This is a genomic window from Actinomadura latina NBRC 106108 (assembly GCF_001552195.1).
Classification (GTDB): domain Bacteria; phylum Actinomycetota; class Actinomycetes; order Streptosporangiales; family Streptosporangiaceae; genus Spirillospora; species Spirillospora latina.
The window spans coordinates 1-25975 of record NZ_BCQS01000046.1 but is presented as its reverse complement, the minus strand read 5'-3'; the positions used below and the strand labels follow the sequence as shown (position 1 = coordinate 25975).

The window sequence follows — 25975 nt, the reverse complement described above, 5'->3', positions numbered from 1 at the left end:
ACCATGGAAGTGGACGCGGTGAACCCGACGCGCGCGAGGGGGTGTCAGCCGTGCAGGACGCATGGTCGAGCCACGAGGTATGGGTCTTCGAGTGCCTGAGTTGCGCGACGACCTGGAACGAGGAGTTCGAGGTCCGGCACTCGGGTGACGGGCACGGCAACGAGGCCGTCGTCTATGAGCGCGGCGGGCAGCCCTGCACGACGCCCTGGATGGACCGCTGCTGCCCGAACTGCCAGAGCCAGAACGTGAAGGCGCTCTCGGCGACGCGGGGCAAGGAGGGCGAGGTCCCCAAGGCCCGCACCGGCAGCGATGTGGCGATGGTGTTCCACCTCCGCCGCATGCACGCCTGGTAGCGGACGCCTGGTGAGCGGGCGGGGCCGGCTCAGTTCGCCGCGACCTCGGGGACCTTGGTCTCGATCTCCGGCACGTCCGGCGCCGGGACCTCCCGCGCCTCGGGCCCCCGCCGGAGCCGGCGCCACCGGCCGGCGACCGCCGCGCGGACCTCGGGCCTGAACGCCGTCCCGGCGGCGAGCGCCGCCAGCGGGACGGCCGGCAGCACGTACCGGTAGTCGAACTCCGCGGTCGCGGCCGGCGCGAGCAGCAGCCCGGTCGCGAGCGTCGCCGGCAGCAGCGCCTCGCCGCCGAACCGCCGCCACAGCGGGACCAGCCCCGCCAGGCCGAGCAGCAGGATGCCGCCGAGCAACGTCCCGCGCAGGTAGAAGACGTCCTGGTAGCCGCGGGCGACCCCGGCGAACGGCTCCACCACCTGCGTCTGGGCGTTGCCGCGCTCGTACGCCTTGGCCTCCTGGGACGCGACCCCGCCGCCCGGCATGTGCCAGTCGGGCAGCTTGCGGCTCCTGCCCTCGAACTCGTACTGCGAGTACGTGGCGGGGTCGGGGAAGACCGTCCGCTCCCACCGGAAGACCCGGAAGAAGTCGTGCGCGACGACCTGGAGGTAGTCGCCCGGCTGCGCGACGATCGCCCGCTTGGCGAAGTCGTTGCCGAGCGCGTTGTTCTCCGGGCTGAAGCGGGTGCCGGTGTAGCGGTTGAGCGGGGACTGGGCGTTCCAGATGCCGTCCTGGGAGTTCGGAAGCCGGTTCGCCGGCTCGGTGCACAGCGGGTACTCGCGGACCGGCAGGTCCTTCATCTGGTGGCAGTCGGCGAACTTGTAGACCCGCGCGTACAGGAAGATCCCGTTGCTCTCGGTGATCGCGAACTTGCCGCTGTCGACCTTGTACCAGCCCATGTACGCCAGCACCGGCAGCATGCACGCGGCGAGCGTGATCGCGATCGGCTTCCAGCCGGCGCGCCGGATGAGCAGGTAGACCAGCACGCCGAGCAGCACGGGCATCCCGACCGAGCGGGTCAGCCACGCCATCCCGACGATCAGCCCGACCGACGCGGCGATCCGCCAGGTCGGGCGGTCGTGCCACAGCAGCAGCGTGACGGCGCTCATCACCAGGAAGGTGAACAGCGTGTCAGACAGGACCAGGTGCTCCAGCTGGAGCTGGTAGGCGTCCAGCAGGACCGGCGCGGCGGCGAGCGCCGCGCCCCAGCCGGGCAGCCCGAACCGCCGCCGCAGCAGCGCGTAGATCATCACGCCCATGGCCAGGCCCATCAGGTGCTGGAGGGCGGCGACGAGCGCGAAGCTGTGGAACGGCTTGAGGACGTAGAGGAGGAACGCGTAGCCGTCGGGGCGGAGCGGGTGCGGGTAGGGGTCGGTCGCGACGTGCAGATAGTCGAAGCTGTCGTTGAAGAACATCACCGGCTGGTAGCCGAGCATCGCGATCAGCCGGAGCAGCGCCGCTGTGGCAATGATCACACTGAACAGCGGATGCCGGCGGGCCAGCGTCCACAGCCCGCGCGCCCGCCGCCTGCCACCCGGAACCGCCCCGTATCCTGCGGTTTCTCCTATCGGCGGAGTGTCGCCGCTCTTTTCTCCAGCGGAGGTGGCGCCGTTCTTCAGGTCGTCCTCAGCCGGGGTTCCGGGGCCGGCCGCAATGGCTTTGCCGGATTTTTTCGCGGTGCCCGTCCCGCCGGGCGTGTCGGCCCCGGCGCCGTTCCCGGCGCCGTTCCCGGCGCCGTTCCCGGCGAGGGCGTCCTCCGCGTGGGGCGCGGCCGCGCCGACCTCGGCGGACGCGCCGTCCCCGGCGGTCGCGGAGCCGTCCGGCGCGGTGCCGGGCGCGGTGCCGAGTCCTGTGTCCAGCGCGGTGCTCTGCGGCGTTTCCCCCGCCACTGCCGCACCTCCCCTTCGGTGTCCGGTCCCCGGTCCGGTGGCACTGCTCTTGGCGCCGGCACTCCTGCCGCCGACACCGCCTTCTCCGGCGCGCGTCACAGCCGACCCACCCCTTCCGGGCCGCCGTGCCCGTATGCTTGACGTCCTAGCCTGCCGCCCGCGACCGTTCCGGAGAGGGTTTTTCGGTTGCAAGTGGGCAACACGATACGGGTGCTCTTGACGAGAGCGGCCATCATGACCCGTCTTCGGCGGGCATCATGAACGAACGACGGGCCGCCCCGCGGAACAACTGAGATTAGTGGAAAACACCGCAGACGGTCACCAGGGGTAACGAAGGAGATCGCGTGGAACTCTCCGTAGTGATGCCATGTCTGAATGAGGCCGAAACGGTCGAGACCTGCGTCCGCAAGACGATCGGCTTCTTTGAGGACAGCGGCATCGACGGCGAGGTCGTCATCGCCGACAACGGCAGCACCGACGGCAGCCAGCAGCTCGCCCGGGACGCCGGGGCGCGCGTCGTGCCGGTGATCGACAAGGGCTACGGCAACGCCCTGATGGGCGGGATCCGGGCCGCGCGCGGCAAGTACGTCGCGATGGGCGACGCCGACGACTCCTACGACTTCACCACCCTCGGGCCGTTCCTGGACGAGTTGCGCGACGGCGCCGACCTCGTCATGGGCAACCGGTTCAAGGGCGGCATCGCCGACGGCGCCATGCCGCCGCTGCACCGCTACCTCGGCAACCCGGTGCTCAGCTTCGTCGGCCGGCTGTTCTTCGGCAGCAAGAGCGGCGACTTCCACTGCGGGCTGCGCGCCTTCGAGAAGGACGCCATCATGCGGCTCGGGCTGCAGACCGGCGGGATGGAGTTCGCCAGCGAGATGGTCGTCAAGGCGACCCTGCAGGGCTACGACATCCGCGAGGTGCCGACCACGCTGTCGCCGGACGGGCGGAGCCGCGCCCCGCACCTCAACACCTGGCGTGACGGATGGCGTCATCTTCGCTTCCTCATGCTCTACAGCCCTCGCTGGCTGTTCCTCATCCCCGGATTGGTCTTCATGACTCTCGGCCTCGTCGCCGGGATCGCGCTGTCGACCGGCCCGGTGACCATCGGGGAGATCGCCTTCGACGTCGACACGCTGGTCGGCGCGTCCGCCGCGCTGGTGATCGGCTTCCAGGCGGTGCTGTTCGCACTGCTCACGAAGGTGTACGCGATGCAGGAGGGATTCCTCCCGCACGACCGCCGGGTGCAGAAGATCATCGACTGGTGGAGCCTGGAGCGCGGCCTGCTCTTCGGCGGGCTGCTCGCCGTCGCCGGTCTGGCCGGCCTCGTCGCGTCGCTGCTGCACTGGCGGGTCAACAACTTCGGCGAGCTCGACCCGCGGCACTCGCTGCGCATGGTCGTCCCCGCCGCCACCGCGCTCGTGATGAGCTTCCAGGCCATCTTCGCCTCACTGTTCGTCAGCATCCTCGGCATCCGCCGCCGCCAGCACCCGCCGCTCACCGACCCGGCCGAGGAGGCCGCGGGCGTCGTGGACGCCGCCGCGCACAAGGCCAGGCGCGCCGCCGAGAAGGCCGAGGCTGAGCAGGCCGAGCAGGCGGCGGACGAGAAGGTCCCGGCGGCGCGGGCGCGGGACGAGGACGGCGGCGAGGACGGCGCGTCCGAGCGCTGACGCCCGCCCCGTACCGAGAAGGTGCTGAGCGCCGCCCGAGCGGGGACCGGCGTCCCGCCCGCACTGTGACAGGCTTGACCGCAATGGATCTTCGTTCGCCGACAGCCCGCGCCCGGCGCGCGGCGCGCCGATGAGCGCCCGTCCGCCGGCGGACGCCGAGACCGCGCCCCGGTCCGTCGCGCGGCCGCCGACCGCCCCGGCGGAGCCCACCCCTGTCGCGTCCCCGGCCGGGCGGCGCCGCTGGGCGTGGCTGTTCGTGCTCGGCTGGGCGGCCCAGGTCGCGCTGCGGCTGTGGCTGGGCTCGGGGCAGACGATCCCGGTGGCGACGCCGGACGAGTCCGGGTACCTGTTCGCCGCCCGCGTCCTCACCGGCGGGCCCGACGCCGACATGTCGTTCGGGACGGTCTACCGGGGCGGCTACCCGCTGCTGCTGACCCCCGCGGTCTGGCTCGGCAGCGGCCCGGTCGGCGTCTACCGGTGCGCGCTGGCCGTCAACGCGCTGATCAGTGCCGCGATGCTGCCGCTGGCGTACCTGATGCTGCGCCGCCTCCAGGTGCGGCGGCGCTGGTCGTACGTGTTCGCGCACGTGACCGCGCTGCTGCCGTGCGTGCTGTTCTACTCCGAGTTCGTGCTGACGGACGCGATCCTGCCGGTCGTCTTCGCCGGCTGGCTGCTGCTCGCCCATTCCTGGCTGACCGCGCCGCCGCGGCGGCTGGGGGGCCGCGCGTCCCGCCGGGCGCTGCTGTGCGGGGCGGGGGCCTCGCTGCTCGTCGCCTACGCCGCCACCTGCCACACGCGCGGCGCGATCCTGCTGGCCGTGCACGCGGGGCTGGTCGTGGCCGCCCCGGTGCTGCGGTGGCGGTCGTGGCGGAACGCGTCCGCCGCCGGGCTCGTCCTCGCCGCCGCGACGGCCGCGGGGACGCTGCTGAACCGCTCGCTGCTGCCGCACATGTACCCGTACGGCGACAACGACCTCGGCGGCAACGTCGTCCGGCGCCTCACCACGCACGACGGGTGGGGCTGGACGCTGTCGCTCGGCACCGGCCAGCTCTGGTACCAGGCCGTCGCGACCGGCGGCATCGCGGCGGTGGGCCTGCTCGCGGTGGCGTTCGCCGCGATCCGGCCGCCGTCCCCGCCGTCCCCGCCGTCCCCGCCGTCCCCGCCGTCCCCGCCGTCCCCGCCGGGCTCGCCGGGCTCGCCGGGCCGGACGCGGGCGCTGGCCCTCGCCGTTCTCGCGAGCGTGGCGGGCATCGCGTTCGCGACCTCGGCGGCGCTGCCGGTCGAGTACCGCATCGGCAACTACGTCTACGGCCGCTACCTCGCCTGCGTCACGCCGGTGCTGTTCGCCGCGGGTGTCGCGGTCCTGATGCGCGCCCCGCGCCGGACGCTGCTGTGGGCGGTGTCGTCGGCGGCCGCGATGACCGTCGCCGCGGCCTGCGTCGTCCAGTGGTACGCGGGCGACCTGCTCAGCCGGTACACCTACACGCCCTACGACTTCCCGGAGACGGCGTTCCTGACCTGGGACTGGACGTCGTTCCGGCTGTGGCACGCCACGCTCGCCGGCCTGGTCCTGCTGGGCCTGTCCGCCGCGGCCGGCCGGCTGCGACGGCACGGCCCGGTGCTGCTCGCCGGCCTGCTCGCCGCCGTCGCGGTCGCCATGTGCGCCACCGCGATCGACCGGATCGCGCAGCCGATGGTGCGCGCCGAGACCGCGCACACCGACCTGCGGGACCGTGTCGACGTGCGCGCGCAGCGGTCCATCGCCGTCGACTGGAACATCTGGTGGACGATCCGGCTCTCCCAGTTCTACTGGGCCTGGTGGAGCGACGGCAGCGTCTTCGACGCCCGCTGGACCCCGCCGCCGCAGGACGTCGACATGGTCGTCCTGGCGTGGCCCAAGGACGTCCCGGCGACCGCGTCGTGGCCCAAGGGCGCCCCGCCCGGCTGGCACGTCGCCGACAGCCGCCGCACCATCGAGGGCGACTGGGTCGCCTGGACCCGCTAGTCCTCGGGCGGCAGCGGCGGCGGGTTCCACAGCTGCAGGACGCCGTCGGACGACCGCCACATCAGCGTCCAGCCCTGCGCGGGGGAGGGGCGCCAGCCGCCCGCGATCTGCGACTCCATGCCGCGCCAGCGCGTGTACAGCATCGGGCCCTTCATCGCGTCGCGCGGGACCTGCGGCATGTAGTGCGGCCAGTCGCGGATCTCGCCGCGCCAGATCCGGTCGCCCCACATGTCGCGCGTGTAGAACGTGAGGGTCTGCGCGAGCCGCCGGTCGGCGCAGATCAGCGTGATGCCGCGGTGGTCGCCGAGGTAGCCGCGCAGCTCGTTCCACGCCTTGTCGCGCGGCAGGTCGGGGACGGCGCGGACGGCGGCGACCGCGTACGTCCCGCCGAGCGCGACCGCGAGGACGGGCACGACGACGGTCTTCAGCCGCAGCCGGGACGCCCACTGCGCGGGCAGCATGCGGAACATCAGGACCAGCGAGCCGAACCCGCCGGCGAGCAGCGCGGGCAGCACCGCGAACCAGTACCGCTGCAGCCACGCCCGCAGCTTGATGTCGCCGGGGTCCAGCACGCCGGAGAAGACCGTCAGCGGGACGGCGAGGGTGAAGAACCACACCAGGACCAGCGCGAGGCGCCGGTCGCGCGTGACGGCCCAGCCGACGATCGTGAGGGCGAGCGCGGCGGTGAAGACGACGCCGAGCGGGTTCCAGTCGTGCATCGCGCGCAGGAACGAGCGGGCCGCGAGCCCGCGGGTCACGTAGTCGCGGGACTGGCCGCCGTGCTCGGCCGCCGACATCAGCCCGGCGAGCGGGCTGCCCCACACGAGCTGGTTGTGGACGAAGTTGAACACCAGGATCGCGAGCATCGGCGCGCCGACCGTGATGTTGCGCCGCCACGGGATCCGCAGCAGCGCCAGGTAGGCGGGGATGGCGAGGAACAGGAACGCCAGGAACTCCCGGACGAGGAACGACGCGCCGAGGAGCACCCCGGCGGCGAGCAGCATCCGGGTCTGCGCGCGGCCGGTCCTGCGGCTCGCGACGACGAGGCCCGCCATCCCGATCGCGAACAGCCCGGCGCCCGGCATGTCCGGCAGCATCACGCCGGTCGACCAGGTGATCTCGTGGCCGAACGGGTTCGTCATCGTGAAGAAGGGGTGGACAAGCAGGACCGCCGCGGACGCGAGGCCCGCCACGTCCCCGAACAGCGACCGGACGACCAGGTACGTCCCGGTGAAGAACGCGATCCCGCCGAGCGCCGCGACGGTGAAGTACGCGGCCTGGCCGGGCCCGAGGACCTCCTGGACGAGCCGCGCCGGCAGCACCAGCCCGATCCGGGTGACCTGGTGGGGGACCTCGTCGAACGGCCACTGGGCGAGCGGGATGTCGGGCCAGTCGCGGGCGGCGAGCCACACGTAGTACGGGTCGAAGTACAGCGGCGGCGGCATGATCACCCACTGGGCGAGCACCGCGGACGCCGCGACCAGCAGGGACAGCCACACCACGCGCTTCGTCCGCCGCGCCCGGCCGGCCAGCCGCGCCGCGAGCCGCCGCGGCGGGGCGTCCGGTCCGGCGTCGCTCGGCGTCCGGCCGACGGCCTCGTCGGACGTGGTCTGGGCCATGCCTGGGCTCCCCGCCTCCGCTGATCAACCTGCCCCGGAACCCGGACCAGGTTACTCGCGTGCCGCGGCCCCCGTGACGCGACTACCCTTGATTGCATGTCCCCGTCAAGCCGTCACATCCTGACCGCGCCCGCCTGGCCGTACGCCAACGGGCCCCGCCACATCGGGCACGTCTCCGGTTTCGCGCTGCCCGCCGACATGTTCAGCCGCTACCAGCGGATGGCGGGCAACAAGGTCCTGATGGTCAGCGGCACCGACGAGCACGGCACGCCGATCCAGGTGCAGGCCGACAGGGAGGGCGTGACCGCCCGCGAGCTGGCCGACCGCTACAGCTCCGTGATCGCCGAGGACCTGCACGGCCTCGGCATGACCTACGACCTGTTCACCCGGACGACGACGCTGAACCACTACGCGGTCGTCCAGGAGGTCTTCAAGGGCCTGTACGACAACGGCTACATCTTCCCGACCAAGACGATGGGCGCGATCTCGCCGTCCACCGGCCGCACCCTCCCGGACCGCTACATCGAGGGAACCTGCCCGATCTGCGGCTACGACGGGGCGCGCGGCGACCAGTGCGACAACTGCGGCAACCAGCTCGACCCGGTCGACCTGATCAACCCGGTGTCGCGGATCAACGGCGAGACGCCGAAGTTCGTGGAGACCGAGCACTTCATGCTCGACCTGCCCGCGTTCACCGAGGTCCTCGGCCGGTACCTGCGCGGCAAGCAGGCCGGGTCGCTGGCGTGGCGGCCGAACGTGCTGAAGTTCGCGCTGAACCTGCTGGACGACATGCAGCCGCGTGCGATCAGCCGCGACCTCGACTGGGGCGTGCCGATCCCGCTGGACGGCTGGCGCGACAACCCGGCGAAGAAGCTGTACGTGTGGTTCGACGCGGTCGTCGGCTACTTCTCGGCGTCGGTGGAGTGGGCGCGGCGGTCCGGCGACCCGGAGGCGTGGCGCGCCTGGTGGCAGGACCCGGAGGCCCTGTCCTACTACTTCATGGGCAAGGACAACATCGTCTTCCACGCCGAGATCTGGCCGGCGATGCTGCTCGGCTACAGCGGCCAGGGCGACAAGGGCGGCACGCCGGGCTCGCTGGGCGCGCTGAACGTCCCGACCGAGGTCGTGTCGTCGGAGTTCCTGACGATGGAGGGCAAGAAGTTCTCCTCGTCCCGCAACGTCGTCATCTACGTGAAGGACTTCCTGGAGCGCTACGACGTCGACGCGCTGCGCTACTACGTCGCGGTCGCCGGGCCCGAGAACCAGGACACCGACTTCACGTGGGCGGAGTTCGTCCGCCGCAACAACGACGAGCTGGTCGCCGCGTGGGGCAACCTCGTCAACCGGTCGGTGAACATGGCGGCGAAGAACTTCGGCGCGATCCCGGAGGCCGGTGACCTCACCGACGCCGACCGGGCGCTGATGCGGCGCAGCCGGGACGCGTTCGCGGCGGTGGGCGCCGAGCTGGGCCGGTCCCGGTTCAAGAACTCGATCAGCGAGGCACTGGACGTCGTCCGCGACGCCAACAGGTACCTGTCGGACCAGGCGCCCTGGAAGCTGAAGGACGACCCCGACCGCGTCAAGTCGATCCTGCACACCGCGCTCCAGGTCGTGGACGACGCGAAGACGCTGCTGACGCCGTTCCTGCCGAACTCGTCGCAGAAGGTGTACGAGATGCTCGGCGGCGAGGGCGTGTGGAGCGGCATGCCGCGGCTGGAGACGGTGTCGGAGGAGGGCGGCCCCGACTACCGCGTCCTTACCGGCGACTACGCGACCGAGGCGCGCTGGGAGTCCGCGCCGATCAAGCCGGGCGTGCCGCTGGCCAAGCCGACCCCGCTGTTCAAGAAGCTGGACCCGTCCGTCGTGGACGAGGAGCTCGCCAGGCTGGAGAACACGTGACCCGAGACGAGGACGGGCAGGCCTCGCGGTCCTACCCGCCGCTGCCCGAGCGCCTGCCCGTCGACGTCTTCGACAGCCACTGCCACCTCGACATCGTCGGGACGCCGGTCGACGAGCAGCTGAAGGCGGCGAAGGCGGCGGGCATCGCGCGGATCGTCACGATCGGCTGCGACCTGCCGTCGTCCCGGTTCGCGGTGGAGGCCGCCGGCGAGTTCGACGACGTGTACGCGGCGGTCGCGATGCACCCGAACGAGACGACGGGGGTCTCCGACGCCGTCCTGGAGGACATCGCGCGGCTGGCCGCGCACCCGAAGGTCCGCGCGATCGGCGAGACGGGCCTGGACTACTACCGCGACTGGGCGCCCAAGGACGACCAGCACCGGTCGTTCCGGGCGCACATAGCGATCGCCAAGCGGACCGGCAAGGCGCTGGTCGTCCACGACCGCGAGGCCCATGACGACGTGCTCGCGATCCTGGCGGAGGAGGGCGCGCCGGAGAAGGTGGTCTTCCACTGCTACTCCGGCGACGCCCGGATGGCCGAGGTCTGCGCCGAGCACGGCTACCTGATGAGCTTCGCCGGGAACGTCACGTTCAAGAACGCCGAGCCGCTGCGGGAGGCGCTGCGGGCCGCGCCGCTGGGCCTGCTGCTCGTGGAGACCGACGCGCCGTTCCTCACCCCGATCCCGCACCGCGGCAAGCCGAACGCGTCCTACCTGATCCCGCACACCGTCCGGGCGATGGCCGAGGTCAAGGGCGTGGACGTGGCCGAGTTGTGCGAGGCGATCGCCGCGAACGGGGAGCGCGTCTTCGGCCCCTGGTGAGCTGGGACGCGAGGGGGCGACGGGGGCCGCTGAGGCCGTTGAGGTGGCGGAGCACGCCCGGCTGCCTCTAATCTCTGGCCATTGAGCGGGCGCCCCCGAGCCCGGCCCCCCTGGAGGAAACCCCCGTGCTTCCGAATACGGTCCGCCGCGCACCCATGCTTCCGGCCGTCTCGATCGTGCTGGCCACGGCGATGCTGGCCACGGCGTGCGGCGGCGACGGCTCGGCGGGGCCGAAGAACACCGCGCCCGTGGCGGACGCCCCCGAGACCAGCGCGCCGGCACCGCACAAGGTCGTGATCGTCGTCGACGGCAAGACGGCGGAGACGATGACGACGGGCACGACCGTCCAGCAGGTGCTCGAACAGGCGAAGATCGCGCTCGGCCCGCACGACCTGATCAAGCCGGCCGTCGACCAGCCGGCCGGCGCGACCATCAAGATCATGCGGCTGCTGTCCGCGCCGAAGCTCAAGGTCGTCAAGACGCCCGCCAAGACGGTCCGGAAGAAGAGCTCGTCGGTGCCGCCGTGGAGCGAGAAGGTGCTGCGCGAGGGCAAGGACGGCGTCAAGATCGTGAAGTGGGCGTACGTCCGGCGCAAGGGCAGGAAGGTGCCGAAGGTCCTCGCGCAGAAGGTGAAGAGCAAGCCGGTCGCGCGGATCCTCGCGGTCGGCCCGAAGTCGGCGGGCACCGGCTCGGCGGCGAACCTGAACTGGGCGGGGCTCGCCAAGTGCGAGTCCGGCAACAACCCGAAGTCCGTGAACCCGGCCGGGTACTACGGCCTCTACCAGTTCTCCATGCAGACCTGGACGAGCGTCGGCGGGCAGGGCAAGCCCTCGGACGCCAGCGCCGGCGAGCAGACCTACCGCGCCCAGCTGCTCTACAACAAGGTCAACGGCCGCTGGCAGGGCCAGTGGCCCAACTGCGGCAAGTACCTGTTCTCCTGAGCCTCCGCCGAGCTGAGACAATCACCGGATGGGGGAGACACGGGGGCTGCTCGGCCCGGCCGACGTGCGGGCGCTGGCGGCGCGGCTCGGCATCAGGCCGACGAAGACGCTCGGGCAGAACTTCGTCATCGACGCCAACACCGTCCGGCGGATCGTCCGTGCCGCGGAGCTGTCGCCGGACGACGTCGTCATCGAGGTCGGGCCCGGGCTGGGGTCGCTCACGCTCGCCCTGCTGCCGGAGGTGCGGCGCGTCGTCGCGGTGGAGGTCGACCCGGTGCTCGCCGCCGAGCTGCCCGCCACCGTCGCGGCCCGTGAACCCGGCCTCGCGGGACGGCTGGAGGTCGTGCACGCCGACGCGATGAAGATCACAAGTGTGCCGGGGCCGGATCCCACGGCGCTCGTCGCGAACCTCCCCTACAACGTCGCCGTCCCGGTCGTCCTGCACCTGCTGGCGACCCTGCCGTCGCTGCGGACCGCGCTGGTCATGGTGCAGGCGGAGGTCGCCGACCGGATGGTCGCGGCGCCCGGCGGGAAGATCTACGGCATCCCGTCGGTGAAGCTCGCCTGGTACGGGGACGCCCGGCGCGCCGGCGCCGTCGGCCGTGCGGTGTTCTGGCCGGCGCCGAACGTCGACTCCGGGCTCGTCGCGTTCGGCCGCCGCGAGCCGCCGCCGGGCACCGCGTCCCGCGCGGAGGTGTTCGCGGTGGTCGACGCCGCGTTCGCGCAGCGCCGCAAGACGCTGCGCGCCGCCCTCGCGGGCTGGGCGGGCTCCGCGGCCGCCGCCGAGGAGGCGCTGCGCGCGGCGGGCGTCGATCCGCGCGCCAGAGGAGAAGCTCTGGACGTGGCCGCCTTCGCCCGCATTGCCGAGTATGGTCCTTCACGCCGGGGAGATCGATCCCCGAACCCCTAGGCGGGCGTTTCCCCGGGGGCGCGGCGCCCGCGCGGGGCGGGCGGCACAACACCAGCACTAGCCGGAGGTCGATGTGAAGGCGCGTTCGCGGACGGCGCGGACCAGGGTGCCCCTCCTGGGCAGGAGGGTGCCCCTCGCGGGGACGGCGCTGCTCGCGGCCGCAGGCATGATCGCGACGGTGGCGGCGGGCTGCGGGGACGGCGCGGGCGCGGCACCGAAGATCACCACGACGGCGCGGGCCGGGGTCGCGCCCGTGCCGCCGAAGCAGGGCGCCTACTTCGGGGCCTGGGTGCCGCCGGAGGGCACCGGGCGGCCGTCGTCGTCCCCGAGCCCGGCCGCGTCCGGCTCGCCGTCCGGCTTGTCGTCCGGCTCGCCGTCCGGGTCGCCTTCGGGCTCGCCGTCCGGCAGGGACGCGGGCAAGCCGGGCATGGCGCCCATCGCAAGCTTCGAGAGCCGGCTCGGCCGGCAGCTCGACATCGTGCAGAGCTACCGGGGGTGGAAGAGCGACTTCCCCGGCGACCTGGAGAAGTCCGTCGCGGACGGCAACCGCTACCTCCTGCTGACCTGGGCCGGCGCCGACACCCGGGAGATCGTCCAGGGCAAGTACGACGACCTCATCGCCAAGCGCGCCCGCGCCGTGAAGGCCCTCGGCAAGCCGGTGTTCCTGCGCTGGTCGCGGGACATGGACAGGGCGTCCGCCGAGAAGCGCGTCCACTCCCCGGACGACTTCATCGCCGCGTGGAAGCACCTGCGCGACGTGTTCGAGCAGGAGAAGGTCGACAACGTCGCGTGGGTCTGGTGCCCCACCGCCCGCGGGTTCGGCGGCGCCGACGCCGGCTCCTACTACCCGGGCGACGACCAGGTCGACTGGATCTGCGCCGACGCCCAGCCCGGCGGCGACTACGACTACCGCGACCTGTCCGAGGCCGTGAAGCTGTTCATGGAGTGGGCCCGCAAGCACCGCAAGCCCATCATGGTCGCGGAGTTCGGGGCGCCGAAGGCCTACGGCACGCGCCGCGCCGACTGGCTCCGCGAGGCCGCCAAGACCCTGCAGGACCCGCAGGTCAAGGCCGTCGTCTACTTCAACTCCGACGAGCAGGCCGAGGACGCCCGCGACAAGCGCCGCGCCTACTCGGTGAACGGCGACAAGCACGCGATGTCCGCGCTCCGCGAGCTGGCGACGACCCCGTACTTCAACCCCCGCAACCTCCCCGTCACGAGCGGGGGGTAGCGGTCCCGTAGGGTTTCGATCGTGAGCGCAGTGAGGGTACGCGTCCCCGCCAAGGTGAACCTCCAGCTGGGTGTGGGGCCGATCCGCGACGACGGCTACCACGACCTCGTCAACGTCTTCCACGCCGTGTCGCTGTTCGACGAGGTGACGGCGGAGCCCGCGCCGCGGCTGGAGGTGCGCGTCCAGGCCGCGCCGCACGCGCGGGTGGAGATCGGCGGCGTCCCCACCGGCGACGACAACCTCGCGGCGAAGGCCGCCCGGCTCGTCGCGGACCGGCTCGGCGTCGAACCGCGGGTCGCGCTGGGGATCCGCAAGGCGATCCCGGTCGCGGGCGGCATGGCGGGCGGCAGCGCCGACGCCGCCGCCGCGCTGGTCGCCTGCGCCCGGCTGTGGGACGAGCGGGAGCGGCCCGTCCTGTCCCGGGACGACCTGATGGAGATCGGCGCGGACCTCGGCAGCGACGTCCCGTTCGCCGTCCTCGGCGGCACCGCCGTCGGTGTCGGGCGCGGCGAGCGGCTCACCCCCGCCCTCGCCCGCGGAACCTTCCACTGGGTGTTCGCCACCGCCGACGGCGGCCTGTCCACGCCCGCCGTGTACGGGGAATGCGACCGGCTCCGCCTGGAGGCGGGGTGGACGGCGACGCCCCTCCAGGCGGAGCCGGCGGTGTCGGAGGCGCTGATGACCGCGCTCGCCACCGGCGACGCCAAGGCCCTCGGCGCCGCGCTCTCCAACGACCTGCAGCCGGCGGCGCTGTCGCTGCGCCCGTCGCTGCGCCGCACCCTCGACGCCGGCCACGACCTCGGCGCGATCGGCGCGCTCGTCTCCGGCTCCGGCCCGACCTGCGCGTTCCTCGCCGAGAGCGCCGAGGACGCCGCCGACCTCGCGGACGCGCTGCACGGCGCGGGCGTCGCCGAGCAGATCGTCCGGGCGTCCGGCCCCGTCCCCGGCGCGACCGTCATGTGAACCCGCCGTGTGAACCTCCCGTGTGCGACGGGCGTCCTACTCTCCGTGACAGCGATTTCCTTCCCCACCGATCCCCTCGGCGAGGTGGGGCGATGACGATTCTGTCCGGGCTCCTCGGTATGGTCGCGCTCGCCATGATGGCGGCGCTGGTCGTCCTGGCCGTGCGCCGCGACCGTGACATACGCCACAATGCGCCCGGGGCGACCGCACCGGACGTCACTGTCCGCGATCATGCCGGAGATACCTCCGCGCCCCCGGCCGTCCGCTGAGCGAATCAGCCGGAGACTCCGCCCGGAGAGCGGCCGGGGGCGTCCGGGGCCTGAGCCGCGCGGCGGGGGCAATAGGGTTGACGGTGTCGTGAATCTGATCAACCTTGAGAACGTCGCCAAGGCCTACGGGCCCGAGCCGCTGCTCGACGCCGTGTCCCTCGGCCTGGACGAGGGCGACCGCGTCGGCGTCGTCGGCCGCAACGGGGGCGGCAAGAGCACCCTCGTGTCCGTCCTGGCCCGGGAGACCGAACCCGACTCCGGGCGCGTCACGCACGCGCGCGGCGTGCGGCTCGGCTACCTGACCCAGCGGGACGAGTTCGCGGAGGGCGCGACGGTCCGGTCCGTGGTGCTCGGCGACCGCGCCGAGCACCAGTGGGCGGGGGACGTCCGCGTCCGCGACATCCTCGCCGGGCTGCTCGCCGACCTCGACCTCGACGCGCCGCTCGCGGGCATGTCCGGCGGCGAGCGCCGCCGCGTCGCGCTGGCCCGGCTCCTCGTCCCCGAGTCCGACCTGCTGATGCTGGACGAGCCCACCAACCACCTCGACATCGAGGCGATCGACTGGCTCGCCCGGCACCTCAAGGCCCGCAAGGTCGCGCTGCTCGTCGTCACCCACGACCGCTGGTTCCTCGACGAGGTCACCGACCGGACGTGGGAGGTCGTCGACGGCAAGGTCGAACGCTACGAGGGCGGCTACTCCGCCTACGTCCTGGCGAAGGCCGAGCGGTCCCGGATCGCCGCCGCCACCGAGGCCAAGCGGCAGAACCTGCTCCGCAAGGAGCTGGCGTGGCTGCGCCGCGGCCCGCAGGCCCGCACGTCCAAGCCGAAGTTCCGGGTCGACGCCGCGCAGGCCCTCATCGCCGACGAGCCGCCGCTGCGCGACTCCGTCGAGCTGACCCGGTTCGCGACCGCGCGGCTCGGCAAGACCGTCTTCGACCTCGAGGACGTCACCGTCCGGCTCGGCGACCGGGAACTGTTCACGCGGATGACGTGGCGGCTCGGGCCCGGCGACCGGGTCGGCCTCGTCGGCGTCAACGGCAGCGGCAAGAGCACCCTGCTGCGCCTGCTGGACGGGGCGGTCCGGCCGGTGTCGGGCGGGGTGGTGCAGGGCAAGACCGTCCAGCTCGCGCACCTGTCGCAGAACCTGGAGGAGCTCGACCCGGCCCGGCGCGTGCTGGAGTCGGTCGAGGAGATCCAGCGCCGCATCACCGTCGGCAAGCGCGACTGGACGGCGAGCCAGCTCCTCGAACGGCTCGGCTTCGCCGGCGACCGGCAGTGGACGCCCGTCGGCGACCTGTCCGGCGGTGAGCGCCGCCGCCTGCAGCTGCTCCGGCTGCTGATGGGCGAGCCCAACGTCCTCCTGCTGGACGAGCCCACCAACGACCTCGACATCGAGACGCTCACCGAGGTCGAGGACCTGCTCGACGGGTGGCCGGGCACGCTCGTCGTCGTCAGCCACGACCGGTACTTCCTGGAGCGCATCACCGATCATGTGGTCGCGCTGCTGGGCGACGGCCGCGTGTCGATGCTGCCCGGCGGAGTCGACGAGTACCTCGAACGGCGCGCCGCCGGCACCGCGCCCAAGCCGGGCGCGGCGCCCGTGCGGAAGGACGACGGGAGGCCCGCGCCGCCGAAGCCGAAGGGCGGGCAGGACTGGAAGGCCCGCAAGGAGCTCGACCGGCTCGAACGCCGCCTGGAGAAGCTCGCCGCGCAGGAGGCGCGCCTCCACGAGCAGCTCGCCGCGCACGCCACCGACTACGCCAAGCTCCAGGAGCTGGACGCCCGGCTGCGGGAGGTCCAGGCCGAGGCCGCCGGCGTCGAGGAGGAGTGGCTGATGCTCGCCGAGGATCTCGGTTAGCAGGACGGCGGTGGAGTAACCGGGGCCGACCGGGGATGATCCCCCAATGACGACTTGGATCATCCAGACGGACGCGCCGGGCGACGGCCCGCGGCTCGCCGTCAAGGACGCCATCGACGTGGCCGGGCTGCCCACCACGGCGGGCTGCCGGGCGATCGCCGAGCGCGCCGAGCCTGCCGCCGCGGACGCGCCCGTCGTCGCCTCCGCCCGCGCGCGGGGCGCCCGCATCGCCGGCAAGGCCAACCTGAACGAGTTGTGCATGGCCGCCGACGGCGTCAACCCGTGGTCCGGCACGCCGGTGAACCCGCTCGACCCGTCGCGGGTGCCGGGCGGGTCGTCCAGCGGCTCCGCCGTCGCCGTCGCCACGGGCGAGGCCGACGTCGCGTTCGGCACCGACACGTCCGGGTCGATCCGCATCCCCGCCGCGTGCTGCGGCATCGCCGGGCTGAAGACGACCGGCGGGCGGGTGCCGCTCGACGGCGTGTACCCGCTGTCGCCGACCCTGGACGTCGTCGGGCCGATGGGACGCGACGTCGCCGCCGTCGTCCTCGGCATGGGCCTCATCGAGCCGGGGTTCACGCCCGTCCCGTACGACGCGTCGCTGCCGGTCGCGCGGCTCCGCGTGCCCGGTGTCGATCCCGCGATCGACGCGGCCGTGGACGACGCGCTGCGCCGCCTCGGCCCCTTCGCCGATGTGACGTCCGCGCACTACGAGGAGGCGGCCACCGTCAACGGCGTCATCGTCAGCGCCGAGGGCTGGGAGCAGAACGGCCACCTGCTAGGCGACCCGGCCAAGCTGAGCGGGCGCATCCACCGGCGCATCCAGCAGATGAAGGACGTGTCGGAGGCCGGGATGCTCGACTGGGCGCTCGGCGCCCGGAAGACGCTCCGGGCCGAGCTCGACGCGATCCTCGCCCGGCACGCGGCGATCGCCCTGCCCGTCCTCACCTGCGTGGCCCCCGAACCCGACGAGGCGGACGAATCCGACCTCCTGCTGACCGCGCTGACGGGCCAGGTCAACGTCGCCGGGCTGCCCGCGTTCGCGCTCCCCGTCCCGCTGCCGGGCTCGCACCTGCCGGCGTCCGTCCAGCTCATCGGCCCGGCCGGGGGAGAGGAGCGGCTCTGCGGGCTCGCCGCCGCCCTGGAGGCGGCGCTGGCCTAGTCCCGGTCGAACGGGATCAGGAGGGTGCGGAGGAGATGGGCCAGCGCGTCCCGCTGCTCGGGGGTGAGGCCCTCCAGGATCGCCTGCTCCCGTTCGAGCAGGTCCGCGAACGCCGCGTCCACGCGCGTCAGGCCCGCCTCGGTGAGGCGGACCTGCACGCCGCGCTTGTCCTGCGGGTCCGGATGGCGCTCGACCAGCCCGGCCGCCGCCAGCCGGTCGATGCGGTTCGTCATGGTGCCGGACGTCACCAGCGTCGCGCGCAGCAGCCGCCCGGGGCTCAGCTGGTACGGCGCGCCCGCCCGGCGCAGCGCGGTGAGGACGTCGAACTCCCACGACTCCACGTCGTGCGCCACGAACACCGCGCGCCGGGCCCGGTCCAGGTGCCGGGCCAGCCGGGACACGCGGCTGAGGACCTGCAGCGGCCGGACGTCCAGATCCGGACGCTCGGTCTGCCACGCCTCGACCAGCCCGTCGACCTCATCGCGCATCCCGCCAGCCTACCTGTCTCGATATCGAGACACACGCCCCGGATCAAGCCGGCGGACTCCGCCGATCCGCTTCGCCGCCGATCGGCGGCGAGACCTGGGCCCGCAAGGACTCTTGACATCAAGATACAGGCGGGGCATCCTGTGTCTTGATGTCGAGAGAAAATGGTGCCGAGTGGGACCCCGCGCAGTACGGGATCTTCGGCGGTGAGCGCGCCAGGCCGTTCGCCGAGCTCATCGCCCGCCTCGGCGACGCCGCGCCCGCCCGCGTCGCCGACCTCGGCTGCGGCAGCGGCGAACTGACCGCGGCCCTCGCCGCCCGCTGGCCCGGCGCCGTCATCGACGCCCTGGACAGCTCGCCCGAGATGATCGCCGAGGCCCGCGAGCACGAGATCCCCGGACGGCTCTCCTTCCGCGTCGGCGACGTCACCGCCTGGAAGCCCGACGGGCCCGTCGACCTCATCGTCTCCAACGCCGTCCTGCAGTGGGTCCCGGAGCACCTCGACCTGCTGCCCGCATGGGTGGACGCCCTGGCGCCCGGCGGCCGGCTCGCCTTCCAGGTCCCCGGCAACTTCGGCGCCCCGAGCCATGTCCTGCTGCGCGAACTCGCCCGCTCCGACCGCTGGCGCGCGAAGCTCGGCCACCTCCAGCGGGACGCGCCCGTCCTCGACCCGGCCGGCTACCTCGGCCTCCTCGCCCGCCGCGGATGCGCCGTCGACGCGTGGGAGACCACCTACCTACAGGTGCTCCACGGCGACGACCCCGTCCTCGAATGGGTCAAGGGCACCGCGCTGCGGCCCGTCCTGTCGGCCCTCGGCCCGGCCGAGACCGGCGAATTCCTCGCCGCCTACCGCGACCGGCTCCGCCGGGCCTACCCGGCCGCCCCGTACGGCACCGTGTTCCCGTTCAGGAGGATCTTCGTGATCGCCACCCGGAACACCACCTAGACGGGATGCCGCCCGGCCCGCCGAGGGAAGCGACTCGTTCCCCTGCGGTGTGCCAGCTCGGACGGGGAGGGCGGCGTCCGCAGATCCCGGACTCGCGACCCGAGCCCGGCGACCCCTGGCCGGTGGCCGCCCAGACGAACTCCGGGCGGCCACCGGTTTGTCATGCCCGCTCCATCACGTCGAGGGGTCGGCGAGCCCGTCCAGGTCCCGGCGCGCCTTGCGCTGGGCCCGCTGCGCCCGCTCCGCCCTCGCCGCCGCCTTCTCCTCGGCCTTCTCGGCCTTCGCCGCCGCCTTCTCCGCGGCCCGCTCCCGGCGCTCCTGCTCCTTGCGGCGGCGGCGCGGGTCCAGCGACGGCTTCGGCTCCAGCGCCGCCAGGCCGTTCCACGCGAGGTTCACCACGTGCGCGGCGACCTCCTCGCGGCGCGGCTTGCGGACGTCCAGCCACCACTGGCCCGTCATCGCGACCATGCCGACCAGCATCTGCGCGTACATCGGCGCGAACTTGTCGTCGTAGTCGTGCCGGTCGAACTCCTGCGCGAGGACGTGCTCCACCTCACCGGCGATCTCGCTCAGCAGGCTGGCGTAGCTGCCGGTGCCCGTGCCGCCGTGCGAGTCGCGGACGAGGATCCGGAACCCGTCCGGATGGCCCTCGATGTACTCCAGCAGCGCCAGCGCGGCCTTCTCCAGCTTCCCGCGGTAGTGGATCGCCGAGTTCAGCGCGTCCGTGACGAGCCTCAGCAGCCGCTCGAACTCGCGGTCGACGACGACCGCGTACAGCCCCTCCTTGCCGCCGAAGTGCTCGTAGACCACGGGCTTCGACACGCCGGCCGCCGAGGCGATCTCCTCCACCGAGGTGCCGTCCAGCCCGCGCTCGGCGAACAGGGACCGGCCGATGTCGAGGAGCTGCTCGCGGCGTTCCTTGCCGGTCATCCGCTTTCTGCGGGGCCTGGGAGCGGGTTCTGTCACGGGATCAATTGTGGCGGTCAAACCGCCTGCTTCGTGCGTTTCGCCGCCAGCCTGTCACTGTTCGGCCACCGGACGTCGTAGGCCCAGCCCGCCTTCTCGAAGCCCTGGATGATCCGCGCGCTGATGTCGACCTGCCCCTTCAGCACCCCGTGCCGCGCGCACGTCGGGTCCGAGTGGTGCAGGTTGTGCCACGACTCGCCCAGCGACGGGATCGCGAGCCACCACACGTTCCGGGACTTGTCGCGGACCTCGAACTCCTCCTTGCCGAAGGTGTGGCAGATCGAGTTGATCGACCACGTCACGTGGTGGACGAGCGTGATCCGGACGAACCCGGCCCAGAACAGCGCGGTGAGGAAGCCCATCCACGACATCGTGACCAGCCCGCCGATCACCGCCGGCAGCAGGAACGACACCGCCACGAGCCCCGGGAAGGCCATGTGGATGCGCCGGATGTCACGGTCGTTCAGCAGGTCCTTGGCGAACCGCTGCTTGGACGTCCGGTTGGCGTCGAACAGCCAGCCGTAGTGCGCCCACACCAGCCCTTTCGCCAGCGCCTTCCAGTCGTCGCCGAACCGCCACGGCGAGTGCGGGTCGAACTCCTTGTCCGAGTGCTTGTGGTGGCGCCGGTGGTCGGCGACCCACGTGATCACCGGTCCCTCGATGGCCATGCTCCCCGCCAGCGCCATGAAGATCTTCAGGCCGCGCTTGGCCTTGAACGATCCGTGCGTGAAGTACCGGTGGTACCCGACCGTGATGCCGCCGGCGGACAGCACGTAGAACACCGCCGTGAGCACGACGTCCGTCCAGCCGAGAAACCGGCCCCAGGCCAGTGGAACCGCCGCGAACAGCGCGAGGAACGGCACACCGGTGAACAGTGCGATGAGCACGCGTTCGCCGTTGCCCCGCGCGTCGGCGTTGATCTCGGGACGCGGTTGCGGGCGGGGAGGGTCCACGGTTGGAGCCGTTGTCATGCGTCACCACTTCCTGTGACTAGGGGAAGCCTTACCTACGCCAACGTAACCTACGCAACCGTAAGTTGGACAGGTTCGAACGGTAAATTCAGTGGGAAACTGCCTCTACGGCCACAAAACCCTCGTCTGCCCCGCTAGCTGCGAGCCGGTGAGCCAACGCCCTCCGTCCAGGCGCAACGTAGCCCGGTCGCAAGCTCCCCACCGGGGCGCCGGATACGAAGAGGGCTTGCCTTATAACGGACGCAGTAAACCGATCTGGGGCAAATCACCAGCTCATGCCACTGCGGATCGCGCGGCGCCACGGGGCGGGACGCTCTGCGCGGTCGGGGGGAAGTCGGGGTGAGAAGTTGGGTGTGAATAGGTCGGACGGGCTCCCGGGGGAGGATTCGAACCCCCATATGAGCGACCAAAACGCCCAGTCCTGCCATTAGACGACCCGGGATAGGGCAAATCGGACGTCCCTCGACGGTGGGCGCCCGCCTTGCCACGGCCAACGATACCGAGTCGGAGCCGTCGGCCCCACATCATCGGCGCACGGCGGAGCGGGCGGGCGGCGGGGTGACAGGTGGGGAGCGGGCGGTATCCTGCCCGTGTCGGGTGCGTACCGGCCTGCCTTGGTGTGATCTCGCAGGTGGGCGCGTCCGAGACCGATCCCGTCCGCGATGCCGAGGAGCCTCCTTGTGAGCGCTGCGAGCCGACCGGCCGCCGTCATCGTTCTCGCCGCGGGCGAGGGCACCCGGATGAAGTCCCGCAAGTCGAAGGTCCTGCACGAGCTGTGCGGGCGCAGCATGCTCGGGCACGTGCTGGCCGCCGCGCGGCGGCTGGAGCCGGAGCGGCTCGTCGTGGTCGTCGGGCACCGGCGCGAACAGGTCGTCGAGCATCTCGCCGAGCACGCGCCGGATGCCGAGGCCGTCGTCCAGGAGTACCAGGGCGGAACCGGGCACGCGGTGCGGATCGCGCTGGAGGAGACCGGGGCCCTGGACGGCACCGTGGTCGTCACGAACGGCGATCACCCGTTGCTGCGGGGCGAGACGCTGCGGGCGCTCGTGCGCGTCCATGAGGACGAGGGCAACGCCGCGACCGTGCTGACCACCGAGATGCCGGACGCGACCGGCTACGGGCGCATGGTCCGGGCGGCGGACGGCAGCGTCGAGGCGATCGTCGAGCACAAGGACGCCACCGAGGAGCAGCGCGCCGTCAACGAGATCAACGTCGGCATGTACGCGTTCGACGGAGCCCTCCTCGCGGACGCCTTGAAGCGGGTGACCACCGACAACGCGGGCGGCGAGGAGTACCTCACCGACGTGGTGGCGATCGTGCGCGGGGACGGCCACCGGGCCGGCGCGCACCTGGTCGCCGACTGGGTGGAGACCCAGGGCGTGAACGACAAGGTCCAGCTCGCGCAGGCGCGCAGGCAGCTGAACGACCGGATCCTCGACGCGCACATGCGGGCCGGGGTCACGATCGTGGACCCGGCATCCACGTGGATCGACGTGGACGTCACCGCGGAGCAGGACGCCGAGATCCACCCGGGGACGCAGCTGCACGGGAAGACGCACCTGGCGGAGGGCTCGCGGGTCGGGCCGGGGTGCACGCTGACCGATACGCGGGTCGGCGAGGGCGCGTCCGTGATCAACGCCGTCTGCGTGGAGGCGGAGATCGGGCCCGAGGCCTCGGTCGGGCCCTACGCGTACCTGCGGCCCGGTACCCGGCTGGCGCGGAAGGCGAAGGTCGGGACGTACGTCGAGACGAAGAACGCCGACATCGGCGAGGGCACGAAGGTGCCGCACCTGACCTACGTGGGCGACGCCGAGATCGGCGAGGGCTCCAACATCGGCGCCGGCTCGGTGTTCGTGAACTACGACGGTGTGGAGAAGCACCGCAGCGTCATCGGCTCGCACGTGAAGGTCGGCAGCGACAACATGATCGTCGCTCCGGTGACGGTGGGCGACGGCGCCTACACCGCGGCCGGGTCGGTGATCATCCAGGACGTCCCGCCGGGCGCGATGGCGGTCGCGCGGGCACGGCAGCGCAACGTCGAGGGCTGGGTGGAGCGGCGGCGGCCGGGAACGCCGGCGGCCGAGGCGGCCCGGCGGGCGAAGAGCGACGACGAGGGCGCGCCGTAGCTGGGCGCTCGGTGAGGACTGCCCCGCCGCCAAGGGCGGGGATGTGGAGGACAGCGGCGTCCTCCGATGACAACAGAGCAACCCGCGTGCTCGGCTCATGCGCGCGCGGTGAGTGGGGACAACAACCCACAAGTAGAGGAACAGTTCCATTGAGGGGGAGTTGTCAGAGGTGAGTGGGATCAAAGCGAGCGGTCAGAAGAAGCTGATGCTCTTCACCGGCCGAGCCCACCCGGACCTGGCCAGGGAAGTCGCCGACAACCTCCAGATCGAGTTGACTCCGACGTCCGCGTACGACTTCGCCAACGGTGAGACGTTCGTACGGTTCCTGGAGTCCGTCCGCGGCTCGGACGCCTTCGTGATCCAGAGCCACACGGCTCCCATCAATCAGTGGATCATGGAGCAGCTGATCATGGTGGACGCGCTGAAGCGCGCGTCCGCCAAGCGGATCACCGTGGTGGCGCCGTTCTTCGGGTACGCGCGGCAGGACAAGAAGCACCGGGGCCGCGAGCCGATCTCGGCGCGGCTGATGGCGGACCTGTTCAAGACGGCGGGCGCCGACCGGCTGATCACCGTGGATCTGCACACCGCGCAGATACAGGGCTTCTTCGACGGCCCGGTGGACCACTTGTTCGCGCTGGACCTGCTGGCCCGGCACTTCGAGAGCCGGCTGGACACCTCGCAGGTGACGGTGGTCGCGCCGGACGCGGGCCGGGTGCGGGTGACCGAGCGGTGGTCGGACCGGCTGGGCGGCGTGCCGATGGCGATCATCCACAAGAAGCGCGACCCGGACGTGGCGAACGAGGTGAAGGTCTTCGACGTCGTCGGCGAGGTCAAGGGCCGCACCTGCGTGGTGGTCGACGACATGATCGACACCGGCGGGACGATCGTGAAGGCGGCGGACGCGCTGTTCGAGCAGGGGGCGGCGAGGGTCGTGGTCGCGGCGACGCACGGCGTGCTGTCGGGCCCGGCGGTGGACCGGCTGAAGAACTCGCGGATCTCCGAGGTGGTGCTGACGAGCACGCTGCCGATCCCGGAGGACAAGCAGTTCGACAAGCTGACCATCCTGCCGATCGCCCCGCTGATCGCCCGCGCGATCAACGAGGTCTTCAGCGACGGCTCGGTCACCAGCCTCTTCGGCGGCCACAGCTAGTTCCGCGCGGCGCCGGGTGCCGGTGCGTGCCGGTGCGAGGCGGGGGGAGTCCCGGCGGCCGGTGGCGTGGGGCGGCGCGGCCATCGGCTAGACTCTTTGAATCGCGCATGCCTCGGGTCGTTCAGTGCGGTGCCGGTACAGGAGCCGCACTCCCCGGGGAACGCAAAGAGTCTTCGAGGCGCCTGACGCATCGAGCATCGCCTGATTCGCTCTGTCCGTAGCGGACGTCCAGTGCCGGACGGCCGTGGATCGCAACAACAAGGAGTTTTCGCCGTGTCCGAGGTACGCATTGCCGCCGAGCCGCGCACCGAGTTCGGTAAGGGTGCCGCGCGGCGCACCCGCCGGGCCGGCAAGGTGCCCGCCGTCCTCTACGGTCACGGCACCGACCCGCAGCACATCTCGCTGCCGGGGCACGACCTGATGCTGGCGCTCAAGACCCCGAACGTGCTGCTGACCATCGAGGGGCTCGGCAACGGCGCGGAGCTGGCGCTGCCGAAGGACGTCCAGCGCGACCCGATCAGGGGCTTCCTGGAGCACGTCGACCTGCTGCTGGTGAAGCGCGGCGAGAAGGTCGTCGTCGACCTGCCGGTGAACGTCATCGGCGACGTGGTCCCGGGCGGCCAGGTGGCGCAGACGGTGGTGGAGATCTCCATCGAGGCCGAGGCGACCAAGATTCCGGAGTCGGTCGACCTCGACATCACCGGCCTGCAGGTCGACTCGCAGGTCCTCGCGAAGGACCTGAAGCTCCCGGCGGGGGCGACGCTCGTGGCGGACGAGGAGACGCTGATCCTGCAGATCTCCGACGCGACGGCGGCGACCGAGCCGGAGACTCCCGAGGCGGAGGCCGAGGGCGCGGGCGCCGAGGGCGAGGGCGAGCCCGCCGGCGAGTGACGCAGGCGCGGCCGCGCTCAGCCGGCCGCATCGTTCTTCCATGGCCCCCGCGGGTGTGTGCGCACCGGCGGGGGCCGTGCTCGTGCGTGAGGAGTTCGGGTGAGCGCGGATCTCTGGCTGGTGGTGGGGCTGGGCAATCCGGGCCCGGCGTACGCGAAGAACCGGCACAACGCGGGGTTCATGGTGCTGGACGTGCTGGCGGCGCGGGCCGGGGGCCGCTTCAAGTCGCACCGGGCGCGGGCGGACGTGCTGGAGGGCCGGCTGGCCGGGGCGCGGGCGGTGCTGGCGAAGCCGCGTTCGTTCATGAACGAGTCGGGCGGGCCGGTGAAGGGGCTGCGGGACTTCTACAAGGTCCCAGTGGAGCGGCTGGTCGTCGTCCATGACGAGCTGGACATCCCGTTCGGCGCGGTGCGGCTGAAACAGGGCGGCGGTGACAACGGTCACAACGGGCTGCGGTCGGTGACGAAGTCGCTGGGGTCGAAGGAGTACCTGCGGGTGCGGTTCGGGGTGGGCCGGCCGCCGGGGCGGATGGACGCGGCGGCGTTCGTCCTGAAGGACTTCTCCGCGGCGGAGCGCAAGGGCCTCGATCTGGACGTGGACCGGGCGGCGGACGCGGTGGAGGCGCTGCTGGCGCGGGGGCTGGCGGCGGCACAGAACGAGTTCCACGCCGGCTGACCGGATCCGGCCACGAATGCCGCCGGACGGCCGGTGACAGTACCCTCGACGATGATCCTTTTGTCGGGAAACGCCCTAGTTCGCGAATGTTGTCGGGTCAATGCCCGTGTTCCGCCCGTGACCACGGCAAAGCGCCCGTAAGATGCTGGTCGAATGAGGTTCCAGATGCATGTGAACCTC

At 72.2% G+C, this 25975-nt stretch carries 22 protein-coding genes and 1 tRNA gene; 17 read left to right on the top strand and 6 right to left on the bottom strand.

Annotated features, from left to right (window positions below; genetic code table 11):
* Positions 1 to 50 precede the first annotated feature (50 nt).
* Positions 51 to 353 carry a hypothetical protein gene (locus AL2_RS34745; RefSeq protein WP_067641348.1) on the top strand — a complete coding sequence of 101 codons (303 nt, stop codon included), beginning with the start codon at positions 51 to 53 and terminating at the stop codon, positions 351 to 353.
* A 29-nt stretch (positions 354 to 382) separates the two neighbouring features.
* Here AL2_RS34745 and AL2_RS34740 read toward each other — a convergent pair whose 3' ends face one another.
* A complete protein-coding gene (locus AL2_RS34740) occupies positions 383 to 2236 on the bottom strand; it encodes a hypothetical protein (protein WP_083947225.1) in 1854 nt (617 codons plus the stop codon).
* 344 nt (positions 2237 to 2580) lie between these two features.
* Here AL2_RS34740 and AL2_RS34735 point away from each other — a divergent pair, with 344 nt between their 5' ends.
* Positions 2581 to 3906, top strand: a complete 1326-nt coding sequence (locus AL2_RS34735; protein ID WP_067641346.1) for a glycosyltransferase family 2 protein — start codon at positions 2581 to 2583, stop codon at positions 3904 to 3906.
* A gap of 130 nt (positions 3907 to 4036) precedes the next feature.
* Positions 4037 to 5911, top strand: a complete 1875-nt coding sequence (locus tag AL2_RS38350) for a hypothetical protein (protein WP_083947223.1) — start codon at positions 4037 to 4039, stop codon at positions 5909 to 5911.
* Here the strand turns inward: AL2_RS38350 and AL2_RS34725 are convergent.
* Positions 5908 to 7530: an ArnT family glycosyltransferase gene (locus AL2_RS34725; RefSeq protein WP_157438561.1), complete on the bottom strand. Its 1623-nt coding sequence runs from the start codon at positions 7528 to 7530 to the stop codon at positions 5908 to 5910. The genes AL2_RS38350 and AL2_RS34725 overlap by 4 nt on opposite strands.
* 96 nt (positions 7531 to 7626) lie before the next feature.
* On the opposite strand from AL2_RS34725, the gene metG reads away from it, so the two are divergent.
* From metG to AL2_RS34685, 9 genes are all read left to right on the top strand, one after another.
* Positions 7627 to 9429, top strand: coding sequence for a methionine--tRNA ligase (metG, locus tag AL2_RS34720; RefSeq protein WP_067641344.1), 1803 nt, complete (start codon positions 7627 to 7629; stop codon positions 9427 to 9429).
* Positions 9426 to 10250, top strand: a complete 825-nt coding sequence (locus AL2_RS34715) for a TatD family hydrolase (protein WP_067641342.1) — start codon at positions 9426 to 9428, stop codon at positions 10248 to 10250. The genes metG and AL2_RS34715 overlap by 4 nt, the downstream gene beginning before the upstream one ends.
* 125 nt (positions 10251 to 10375) lie before the next feature.
* Positions 10376 to 11191 carry a resuscitation-promoting factor gene (locus AL2_RS34710; RefSeq protein ID WP_245667119.1) on the top strand — a complete coding sequence of 272 codons (816 nt, stop codon included), beginning with the start codon at positions 10376 to 10378 and terminating at the stop codon, positions 11189 to 11191.
* Positions 11192 to 11219: 28 nt separating this feature from the next.
* Positions 11220 to 12101 (top strand): 16S rRNA (adenine(1518)-N(6)/adenine(1519)-N(6))-dimethyltransferase RsmA, encoded by an 882-nt coding sequence (gene rsmA, locus AL2_RS34705; protein ID WP_067641340.1) that lies wholly within the window; start codon positions 11220 to 11222, stop codon positions 12099 to 12101.
* 73 nt (positions 12102 to 12174) lie between these two features.
* Positions 12175 to 13332, top strand: coding sequence for a glycoside hydrolase family 26 protein (locus tag AL2_RS34700; RefSeq protein WP_245667118.1), 1158 nt, complete (start codon positions 12175 to 12177; stop codon positions 13330 to 13332).
* A 30-nt stretch (positions 13333 to 13362) separates the two neighbouring features.
* Positions 13363 to 14295 (top strand): 4-(cytidine 5'-diphospho)-2-C-methyl-D-erythritol kinase, encoded by a 933-nt coding sequence (locus AL2_RS34695; RefSeq protein WP_157438563.1) that lies wholly within the window; start codon positions 13363 to 13365, stop codon positions 14293 to 14295.
* Positions 14296 to 14387: 92 nt separating this feature from the next.
* Entirely contained in the window at positions 14388 to 14564 is a 177-nt protein-coding gene (locus AL2_RS37890; protein ID WP_157438560.1) for a hypothetical protein, read from the top strand.
* Positions 14565 to 14652: 88 nt separating this feature from the next.
* Positions 14653 to 16422, top strand: coding sequence for an ABC-F family ATP-binding cassette domain-containing protein (locus AL2_RS34690; protein ID WP_067641335.1), 1770 nt, complete (start codon positions 14653 to 14655; stop codon positions 16420 to 16422).
* A gap of 46 nt (positions 16423 to 16468) precedes the next feature.
* Positions 16469 to 17584 carry an amidase gene (locus tag AL2_RS34685; protein ID WP_067641333.1) on the top strand — a complete coding sequence of 372 codons (1116 nt, stop codon included), beginning with the start codon at positions 16469 to 16471 and terminating at the stop codon, positions 17582 to 17584.
* Here the strand turns inward: AL2_RS34685 and AL2_RS34680 are convergent.
* Positions 17581 to 18072: a MarR family winged helix-turn-helix transcriptional regulator gene (locus AL2_RS34680; protein ID WP_067641331.1), complete on the bottom strand. Its 492-nt coding sequence runs from the start codon at positions 18070 to 18072 to the stop codon at positions 17581 to 17583. The genes AL2_RS34685 and AL2_RS34680 overlap by 4 nt on opposite strands.
* 149 nt (positions 18073 to 18221) lie before the next feature.
* Here AL2_RS34680 and AL2_RS34675 point away from each other — a divergent pair, with 149 nt between their 5' ends.
* Positions 18222 to 19016: a trans-aconitate 2-methyltransferase gene (locus AL2_RS34675; RefSeq protein ID WP_067641329.1), complete on the top strand. Its 795-nt coding sequence runs from the start codon at positions 18222 to 18224 to the stop codon at positions 19014 to 19016.
* Positions 19017 to 19190: 174 nt separating this feature from the next.
* On the opposite strand, the gene AL2_RS34670 is transcribed toward AL2_RS34675, so the two are convergent.
* The 3 genes from AL2_RS34670 to AL2_RS34660 all read right to left on the bottom strand — a co-directional run bounded on the left by AL2_RS34670 (position 19191) and on the right by AL2_RS34660 (position 21395).
* Positions 19191 to 19982, bottom strand: a complete 792-nt coding sequence (locus AL2_RS34670) for a TetR/AcrR family transcriptional regulator (RefSeq protein WP_245667117.1) — start codon at positions 19980 to 19982, stop codon at positions 19191 to 19193.
* A 17-nt stretch (positions 19983 to 19999) separates the two neighbouring features.
* Positions 20000 to 20953, bottom strand: a complete 954-nt coding sequence (locus AL2_RS34665) for an acyl-CoA desaturase (RefSeq protein ID WP_067641325.1) — start codon at positions 20951 to 20953, stop codon at positions 20000 to 20002.
* A gap of 371 nt (positions 20954 to 21324) precedes the next feature.
* Positions 21325 to 21395 (bottom strand) — tRNA-Gln (locus AL2_RS34660).
* A gap of 238 nt (positions 21396 to 21633) precedes the next feature.
* On the opposite strand from AL2_RS34660, the gene glmU reads away from it, so the two are divergent.
* The 4 genes from glmU (at position 21634) to pth (ending at position 25795) form a co-directional block, all read left to right on the top strand.
* Positions 21634 to 23079 (top strand): bifunctional UDP-N-acetylglucosamine diphosphorylase/glucosamine-1-phosphate N-acetyltransferase GlmU, encoded by a 1446-nt coding sequence (gene glmU / locus AL2_RS34655; protein ID WP_281181651.1) that lies wholly within the window; start codon positions 21634 to 21636, stop codon positions 23077 to 23079.
* 169 nt (positions 23080 to 23248) lie between these two features.
* Positions 23249 to 24229: a ribose-phosphate diphosphokinase gene (locus tag AL2_RS34650; protein WP_083947221.1), complete on the top strand. Its 981-nt coding sequence runs from the start codon at positions 23249 to 23251 to the stop codon at positions 24227 to 24229.
* 273 nt (positions 24230 to 24502) lie between these two features.
* Positions 24503 to 25120: a 50S ribosomal protein L25/general stress protein Ctc gene (locus AL2_RS34645; protein ID WP_067641319.1), complete on the top strand. Its 618-nt coding sequence runs from the start codon at positions 24503 to 24505 to the stop codon at positions 25118 to 25120.
* A 99-nt stretch (positions 25121 to 25219) separates the two neighbouring features.
* Complete coding sequence (pth, locus tag AL2_RS34640) at positions 25220 to 25795, top strand: aminoacyl-tRNA hydrolase (RefSeq protein WP_067641317.1); 576 nt, start codon at positions 25220 to 25222, stop codon at positions 25793 to 25795.
* The last annotated feature ends 180 nt before the right edge of the window (positions 25796 to 25975 follow it).

Excerpts from the sequence above, each read along its gene's own strand:
- AL2_RS34680 (WP_067641331.1), bottom strand. The coding sequence starts at position 18,072 with ATGCGCGATGAGGTCGACGGGCTGGTCGAGGCGTGGCAGACCGAGCGT.
- AL2_RS34725 (WP_157438561.1), bottom strand. The coding sequence starts at position 7,530 with ATGGCCCAGACCACGTCCGACGAGGCCGTCGGCCGGACGCCGAGCGAC.
- AL2_RS37890 (WP_157438560.1), top strand. The coding sequence starts at position 14,388 with ATGACGATTCTGTCCGGGCTCCTCGGTATGGTCGCGCTCGCCATGATG.
- metG (WP_067641344.1), top strand. The coding sequence starts at position 7,627 with ATGTCCCCGTCAAGCCGTCACATCCTGACCGCGCCCGCCTGGCCGTAC.
- rsmA (WP_067641340.1), top strand. The coding sequence starts at position 11,220 with ATGGGGGAGACACGGGGGCTGCTCGGCCCGGCCGACGTGCGGGCGCTG.
- AL2_RS34675 (WP_067641329.1), top strand. The coding sequence starts at position 18,222 with ATGTCGAGAGAAAATGGTGCCGAGTGGGACCCCGCGCAGTACGGGATC.
- AL2_RS34665 (WP_067641325.1), bottom strand. The coding sequence starts at position 20,953 with ATGACAACGGCTCCAACCGTGGACCCTCCCCGCCCGCAACCGCGTCCC.
- AL2_RS34685 (WP_067641333.1), top strand. The coding sequence starts at position 16,469 with ATGACGACTTGGATCATCCAGACGGACGCGCCGGGCGACGGCCCGCGG.
- AL2_RS38350 (WP_083947223.1), top strand. The coding sequence starts at position 4,037 with ATGAGCGCCCGTCCGCCGGCGGACGCCGAGACCGCGCCCCGGTCCGTC.